This is a genomic window from Lentzea kentuckyensis (assembly GCF_002150765.1).
GTDB classification, from domain to species: Bacteria; Actinomycetota; Actinomycetes; order Mycobacteriales; family Pseudonocardiaceae; genus Lentzea; species Lentzea kentuckyensis.
This window is the reverse complement of the sequence record NZ_MUYM01000154.1, coordinates 1-7,687: the sequence shown is the minus strand read 5'-3', so window position 1 is coordinate 7,687 and position 7,687 is coordinate 1. Positions and strand designations below refer to the sequence as shown.

Genomic DNA, 7,687 nt, shown 5'->3' with positions numbered 1-7,687 from the left:
GTCGTGCTGGCCGACGACCAGGTCGAGTCGACGGGAACCACGCCGTGGCGCACGGCGATCGTCGGCGATCTCAAGACGGTCAGCACGTCCACCCTCGTGGACGACCTGGCCGGCCCGGCGGTGTTGGAGGACAGGAGCTGGATCAAGCCGGGCAAGGTCGCGTGGTCGTGGCTGAGCGAGCACTCGAGCCCTGGCGATTTCGCCAGGCAGAAGCAGTACGTCGACTTCGCCGCCCGCCACGGCTGGGAGTACGCGCTGGTCGACGAGGGCTGGAGCGCGCAGTGGGTGCCGGAGCTGATCCGGTACGCCCGCGCGCAAGGTGTGGAGATCCTGCTCTGGCTGCGGTGGAGCGACCTCGACACCCCGCAGGAACGCGACACCGTGCTGCCCAGGATCAAGCAGTGGGGCGCCAAGGGCGTGAAGCTCGACTTCATGGAGTCCGACTCACAGGACCGTTATCGCTGGTACGACGCGGTTTTGCGGAAGACCGCCGACCTCAGGCTGATGGTCAACTTCCACGGTTCGACCATCCCGCACGGCCTCGCGCGCACCTGGCCGCACGTGCTGTCCATGGAAGCCGTGCGCGGTGCGGAGAACTACCCTCCCGCCGCCAACAACCCCGTGCAGTTCTTCACCCGCAACGTCGCCGGTTCGATGGACTACACGCCGGTGTCGCTGGAGGTCGGCACCAAGGAGGCCTCGATCGCGCACGAGACCGCGCTGCCGGTCGTGTACGAGTCGGGCTGGACGCACTTCGCCGACAAGCCCGAGGCTTACGAACGGCATCCGCAGGCGTTGCGCTACCTGGACCAGCTGCCGACGGTCTGGGACGAGACCCGGTTGCTCGACGGCGACCCGGACACGCATGCCGTGGTCGCCCGGCGCAACGGCGACCGGTGGTTCGTCGGCGGCATCGCGGCCGATCAACGCACTCTCCAGGCACAGCTGGGATTCCTCGGCGCGGGCCAGTGGCTGGTCGAGACCGTTCGCGATCCCGCCGACCGCAGCGACGTCGTACGAGACTCGCAGGTCCTGCGCGGCACCGACACCCTCGACGTGCCGGTGCGCCGCAACGGCGGGTTCGCGGCGGTCATCTGCCGCAACAGGCCGGGTCTGCGGACGTGCGACCAGCCGATCCGCCAGGTTCCCAGGACCACGCTGACGGTCACGCCCACCGGGACCGTCGACACCGCGCCGGGCTCGACGCTCGAAGTGGCCGGCACCTTCACCAACGGCGACAAGGAGATCCGTGACGTCGCCCTGAGGGCCGTCGCTCCGGAAGGCTGGACGGTGTCCGGAGCTGTGGTGCGCCAGCGGAAGCTCGCGCCGGGCGAGTCGATCACCGGACGCTGGCGGTTGCGGGCGGGCACCCAGATCGGGCCGGTGGACGTCCCTGTCGTCGCTACCTTCGGTGACGTGCACGTGGAGCAGGCGGTCAGGGCGTTCGTGCCGCCGCCGGTGCCCGCGAACGGCACGCAGGTCAGCGATCTGCCGTTCATGAGCGAGACCAACGGGTGGGGTCCGGTCGAACGCGATCGGTCGAACGGCGAGAACTCCGGTGGCGACGGCGGACCGCTCTCGATCGGCGGTGTGGGCTATACCAAGGGAATCGGCGTGCACGCGCCGTCCGACGTCTCGGTGTACCTCGGCCGGGGCTGCTCCAGGTTCGCCGCGAAGATCGGCCTCGACGACGAGACCAGGGAGCCGGGGTCGGTGGCGTTCCAGGTGTTCGGTGACGACAAACCGTTGTACGACAGCGGAGTGCTGCGCGGCAAGGGCGCGGCGGTGCCGATCGACGTCGACGTCACGGGGGTCCGGATGCTCAGCCTGCGGGTCACCGACGGCGACGACGGCCGCGACTTCGACCACGCCGACTGGGCGGAGGCGGCGCTGACGTGCTGATCAACCGCAGACAGTTCTTGTACGCCACGGGTTTGCTGGCCATGGCGCCAAGCGTGTCGCTCGCGCAGGTCCGGGACACCTACTACGAGGTGCTGCTGAGGCACACGCGGTGGGCCGAGACGCAGTTCGACGCCACCGCGGGCCGGTATCGGCGCACGGACTTCGGGTTCGCGGTCGTGCTCGGCAACGCCGTGCTGCTGACGCGCGGCAACTACGACGCGGCGCTGGCGGGCGTCGAGAAGGACGTGCTGCGCGAGCACACGCTGGCCACCATCAAGCACTTCGCCGCGAGCAACGTGCTGGCGGGCGGGAGCGAGTGGGGCAAGACCCTGTTCTGGGACACCACGTTCCAGTCGTACTTCGTGCTGGCCGCCCGCCTGCTCTGGCCGGACCTGGACGCGGCGACCCGCTCCAACGTCGAGGCGATCGCGCGCGGCCAGGCCGACTACACGACGTCACTCGGCACCGGCAACGACCCGCGTTCGGGCAGTTGGACGCCGAACGGCCTGACGGGCGGCCATCGCGGCGACACCAAGCTGGAGGAGATGGGCGTCTACGCGCAGTCGCTCGCACCCGGACTGGCCTGGCACGGCGACGGGCCGGGCTGGCGCGAGGCGTTCGGGAGATGGAGCCGCAACGAGGCCGGGCTGCCCGCCGCCGACCTCGCGAATCCCTCCACAGTGGACGGAGTGCCGATCTCCGCCAACACCGCCACGAACATCTACGACACGTTCATCGTGGAGAACCACGGCTCGTTCGGCCCGCACTACCAATCCGAACTGTGGCGCACCTCTGGCCGCAACGCCGTGCACTTCCTGCTCGCGGGCCGGCCACTGCCCGAGGTGCTGACCCGTCAGCCCAACGGCGAACTGTTGTGGCGCACCATCCTCGCCACGATGAGCGACGCCGGGGAACCGTTGATGCCGATGGTCGCCGACCGGGAACACCTCTACGGCCGGGACGTCATCCCTCTCGCGTTCCGGTCCACGGTGCTGCGCGACCCGATGGCGGCGTGGGCAGAGGCGGCGCTCGCGTCCCGGCTGCTCTCCTACCAGGCACATCCGCCGGTGCACCGGCTCGCGAAGTTCTCCGGTGAGCCCAAGTACGAACCGGAGGCCCGCGCGGAGCTCGCGATCAGCTACCTGCTGCACGAGTTGCGCCCACCGGTGGCTCCGGCAGCGGACTTCTTCTCCCGCGCGGCGCTGACGATCGATCACGGCACCGAACCGGGCTTGCTGGCTCACCAGTCCGTGGCGGCGTGGGCGGGCACGGTGACCAAGCCGGGGTTCACCAAGTTCGCCTGGCAGCCCGCGCACGACGACTGGCTGTTCAAGATCAGCGGATCGACCCCGATGTTGTTGCCGTCCGCTGAGGTCAACGGGCGCAATGCTGTTGTGTACCAACGTGTTCGCGACGGGTTCGACGGCACGGCGAGCCTGCTGGAGTTCGCGGACGGTTTCGCCGGCACGGCAACACTGCCGACCGGCACGATCGTGTGCGCGCTCCCCCTGCCCGGTCGGGTCGACGTGCACAACCTGGCGATGGCCGGCATGCCCGGCCTCACCGGATCCCGCACCTACACGGGTGCCGCAGGACGCGCGGTGGTGAAGGCGCGCGAGGGGTTCCGGGTCGACGAGCTGACGTTCCCGGCTGTGACCGCGCGCCACGTCCGCATGGTCGGCGTGCAGCCACATCCCACGTACGGCTACTCGTTGTTCGACTTCGAGGTGGACGGCACTCTCGCCCGTGGCAAACCCACCACGGCGTCGTCGTTCGACCCCGCCTTCGAACCCGCGAAGGCCACGGACGGCGATCCGGCCACGCGCTGGGCGGTCGCCCGCGCCGAACGCGGCCGCGCCGACAGCTGGCTCGCCGTCGATCTGGGCACCGCCACGACGATCACCCGCGTGCGGTTGCGTTGGGAGATACCGGGCGCGTATCGGATCGAGACGTCACCGGACGGTGTCGAGTGGACCACGGTGACGTCGTACCCGCGTCCGGATCTCAGCACGCCGGGCTGGCTCGACGTGGACGGACGCGCGGGGTTCGTCGCGCGGTCGGCCGCACCGATCATCGTGCAGGGCGACACGATCGTGCTGCCGCCGGGGATCGTCGAGGGCTATGTGCGGGCTGATCTGCGGACCATCGCGTCCTCAGCCGCCCCGGAGTGTCCACCGTCGGCGCTGGCCAGCACCGCGGACGGGTTCCTCAGCCTGTTCAACCTGTCCAACGCCGCCGCGACCGGTACCGTCCGCCTACCGAGCACCCGGCTGTACCGAGGCACCCAGATCACCACTCGTGACGGCACGGAGTACGCGCTCGATCTGCCCGCCGCCACGGCACGGGTCGAGGCTCCGTGGTTCACCGCGCGCGGCATTCCCACCGGCATCACGGCCGTTGTGCACGACGCGCGCCGGGTCACGTTCCGCGGTGGTCCGGCCAGGTTCACGCTGACCCATCGCGACGGCCTCACCATGGCGATCGTGCTCGGCCGGGCGGAGCGCACGGTCACTGTGCCCGGGGCGCAACCCTTCCCGCTCAACGATCTCGCGCTGGGTCGTGTGACGTTCCCCTGTTCCGTGCTGCCGCCCGGGATGAGCGACCCGGCCGCGGCGGTCGACGGCAAGCCGGACACCGCGTGGACACCGGGCCGTGACGGTCGCATGGTCGTCGACCTCGGTGCGGTGTACCGGGTGCAGGTTGATCTGAAGTGGACGGACGGGCCGAAGCCGCCGCACACCATCACGTACAGCGTGGACGGCAGGACCTACGGACCGGCGAGCAGCGCCCGCTATGTGGCCGTGTCGACCAGCTGGCGTCCAGGAAACGCAGTGCTCAGCAGGATATCCGCGAAGGAGCTGTTTTAACCGCCGAAAAGTCGGCAAACCCAGGACATGTTCGACGGATTGCGTTCCACCGCACGGGAAAGCGTCGTCCGGGCACTCTGGGACGTGCCGAGGCTGCTGCGGCATCCGGTCTGGCGCGACGCCGACCGCGGTCAGGGCAACGGCCTCGGCGTCGTGCTCGCACCCGGTTTCGGCGCGGGCGACGCGAGCCTGCGGCCGGCCGCAGCGTGGCTGCGCGCCCGCGGTTACCTGCCGACGAGCGCGGGCGTCGGGTTCACGGTCGGCTGCACCAAAGACCTGCTCACGAAGCTCTTGCACAGCACCGAAAAGCACGCCGAGCGCACCGGTCGTCCGGTGGTGCTGCTCGGCCAGAGCCGTGGCGGCGGCCTCGCCCGTCTCGCCGCCGCCCGGCGCCCCGACCTCGTGCACGGCCTGGTGATGCTCGGCAGTCCCGTGCTCGACCCGATGGGCGCGCACCCGAACGTCATGCGCGTCGCGAGGTTTCTGGCCCGGCTGGCCTCCGCCGGCGTACCGGGGCTGCTGAACGACGACTGCATGCGGGGACCGTGCTTCGACGAGCACGTGAAGACGCTCGCCGCGCCGTTGCGGGTACCCGCGATCTCCATCTTCTCGCGTTTGGACGGCATCGTGCCGTGGCAGCTGTGCCAGGACCCGTACGCCGAGTGCATCGAGGTGCGCAGCACGCACACCGGCATGGGGTTCGACCCGCTGGTCTACGAGTTGCTCGGCCCGCGGCTCGCCTCCTGGGCGACCGGCACGATCCGCGCGTCCAGCAGCACACCGTCCACGACGTCCAGCAGCCCGATCGTGCCGGTGGGCTGACGTCGCCTGTCCGTGGGCGAGCCGGGGTTGAACACGCGAAACCCGGCTTCCTCCTCGTCCCACGGAATGTGCGAATGCCCGAACACCACGAGCCTGGCAGCGGGGAACCGGCGGCGCATCCGAGCCAACCGGCCGGTCTTCTGGCCGCTGTCGTGGATCATCGCGACCGGCAGCCCGTCGATGTCGAACTCCACGGTCTCGGGCGCGCCCCAGGCCACGACGTCCGGGCCGTCGTTGTTGCCGCACACCGCCACCACGGGTGCGTACTGCGCCAGTTCGTCCAGCACGGACGCGACGCACACGTCACCGGCGTGCAGGATCAGGTCGGCGGACCGCAGGTGCGCGGCCACGGAGGCAGGGCACCGCTTCCAGAACCGCGGTGCGTGGGTGTCGGACAACACGACCACTCGCACGCCTGCGACCGTAGCAAGATCAGAGGCTTGCGGCGTTGCGGCTGCTCGTCGAGCAGCCGCAACGCTGACGAGGTCAGTACGGGCCGCAGTCGTTCTCGTAGGGCAGGTTCGCGCGTTCGTTACCCCTGAAGTAGATGGCGCTGGCCAGGTAGCGACCACCGCTGTTCATGCTCACCATGATCCAGATGTTGTTGTAGATGCCGTGGTCGTAGACGGTCTGACCGCGGGTCCAGCAGATGCCGATGGTGCTCACACCCGCGGGGATCACGTGGTCCACCGGACACGACAACGCCTCACAGGTGCGGACTTCCGCGTCCGCCCACGTCGTCACCAGCGGGTAGGGCCCGGGCGGCGGATCCGCCAGTGCCACCCCGGATCCCGCGACGAGCGCGACCGCGGAGAGCAGGATCCCCAGAACGACTCTCATGTACTTCCTCCCAGTGATTTGTCGATCATGGGCGGAAACGCACGTAACACGTTCGGGGTTGCATGACCTGGTAACGAAACACTCGCCGACGACGGCCGGCTGCCCGCAGCGCGTGGTTCAGCGCAGGTGAAAGCGGGTATCTGACCCGCATGGCGCGTGCGATCTGGAGCGGGTCGGTCAGTTTCGGGCTGGTGAGCATCCCGGTGGAGCTGTACAGCGCCACCGAGGACCACACGGTGCACTTCAACCAGTTCCAGCGCGGGACGTCCGACCGCATCCGGTACAAGCGGGTCAACGAGCGCACCGGCCGTGAGGTGCCCTACGACAAGATCGTGAAGGGGCACGAGGTCGACAACGGCGAGTACGTGGTCGTGGAGCCGGAGGAGCTGGACGACATCGCGCCGGGCCGGTCGCGCACGCTCGACATCGAGGCGTTCGTGGACCTCGACGAGATCGACCCGGTGTTCTTCCAGAAGACGTACTGGCTGGGGCCGGCCAAGCCCGAGTTCTCCCGCCCGTACCTTCTGCTCGCCCAGGCGATGAAGAAGACGAACCGGGCGGGCATCGCGATGTTCGTCATGCGCGGCAAGCAGTACCTGACCGCGATGAAGGAGGACAACGGGATCCTCGCCGTGCACACGTTGTTCTTCGCCGACGAGATCAGGAAGCCGAAGGACGTGCTGGGGGTGACGCCGGAAGGCCGGGCGCCGCGCGGCAAGGAGCTCGACATGGCGGTGTCGCTGGTCGAGTCGATGGCGGACGACTGGCGGCCCAAGGACTACCGCGACACCTACACCGAGCGGGTCACCAAGCTGATCAAGGCCAAGGAGAAGGGCCGCGAGGTCGTCACCGAGGCCGAGCCTCCCGAGGCCACGGGGGTCGTGGACCTCATGGAGGCGTTGCAGCGCAGCGTCGAGGCGAGCAAGAAGAAGCGGGGCAAGAAGAAGGCGGGCTAGTAGGTTGTCACGGCTTGGTTGTGCTCCCGGTTGTGGATGAAGGGACCCTTCATCCACCTCTGGTCGATGAAGGGTCCCTTCATCGACTGGGCAAGCGGCTGAACTGAGCCGCGACGCGCCACTAGCTGACGACGAGCGCCGTGGCGTTGTCCGTCCCACCCGCGTAGAGAGCCGCTCTCACCAATCGCTCCGCCGACGCGCGCCCAGCCAGGATCGCCTCGATGCCGTTGTGCCCCAACGGTCCGTACACCCCGTCGGACGCGAGCACGCGCCGGGACGCCTGCGTCCCCGCCCGCCCGA

At 69.3% G+C, this 7,687-nt stretch carries 5 protein-coding genes and 1 pseudogene; 4 read left to right on the top strand and 2 right to left on the bottom strand.

Translation table 11 applies throughout. The features are described 5' to 3' along the window. The 3 genes from B0F77_RS44255 to B0F77_RS44245 form a co-directional block, all read left to right on the top strand. Positions 1-1,902: NPCBM/NEW2 domain-containing protein (locus B0F77_RS44255; RefSeq protein ID WP_086669055.1), on the top strand; the 1,902-nt coding region annotated here is incomplete at its 5' end. Then, positions 1,896-4,769: a discoidin domain-containing protein gene (locus B0F77_RS44250; RefSeq protein ID WP_245849468.1), complete on the top strand. Its 2,874-nt coding sequence runs from the start codon at positions 1,896-1,898 to the stop codon at positions 4,767-4,769. The genes B0F77_RS44255 and B0F77_RS44250, both read left to right, overlap by 7 nt. A 27-nt stretch (positions 4,770-4,796) precedes the next feature. After that, positions 4,797-5,591 (top strand): esterase/lipase family protein, encoded by a 795-nt coding sequence (locus tag B0F77_RS44245; protein WP_143467241.1) that lies wholly within the window; start codon positions 4,797-4,799, stop codon positions 5,589-5,591. Here the strand turns inward: B0F77_RS44245 and B0F77_RS44240 are convergent. Then, on the bottom strand, positions 5,483-6,004 hold the full coding sequence (locus tag B0F77_RS44240) for a metallophosphoesterase family protein (protein ID WP_086669053.1): 522 nt from the start codon (positions 6,002-6,004) through the stop codon (positions 5,483-5,485). The genes B0F77_RS44245 and B0F77_RS44240 overlap by 109 nt on opposite strands. Positions 6,005-6,077: 73 nt before the next feature. After that, the gene (locus B0F77_RS44235; RefSeq protein ID WP_086669052.1) at positions 6,078-6,431 is read right to left on the bottom strand and encodes a hypothetical protein; all 354 of its coding nucleotides are present in this window, start codon (positions 6,429-6,431) and stop codon (positions 6,078-6,080) included. A 149-nt stretch (positions 6,432-6,580) separates the two neighbouring features. Here B0F77_RS44235 and ku point away from each other — a divergent pair. Further along, positions 6,581-7,375, top strand: a pseudogene (gene ku / locus B0F77_RS44230) (non-homologous end joining protein Ku); the annotation flags it as partial. Positions 7,376-7,687: the final 312 nt, after the last annotated feature.

Excerpts from the sequence above, each read along its gene's own strand:
- B0F77_RS44245 (WP_143467241.1), top strand. The coding sequence starts at position 4,797 with ATGTTCGACGGATTGCGTTCCACCGCACGGGAAAGCGTCGTCCGGGCA.
- B0F77_RS44235 (WP_086669052.1), bottom strand. The coding sequence starts at position 6,431 with ATGAGAGTCGTTCTGGGGATCCTGCTCTCCGCGGTCGCGCTCGTCGCG.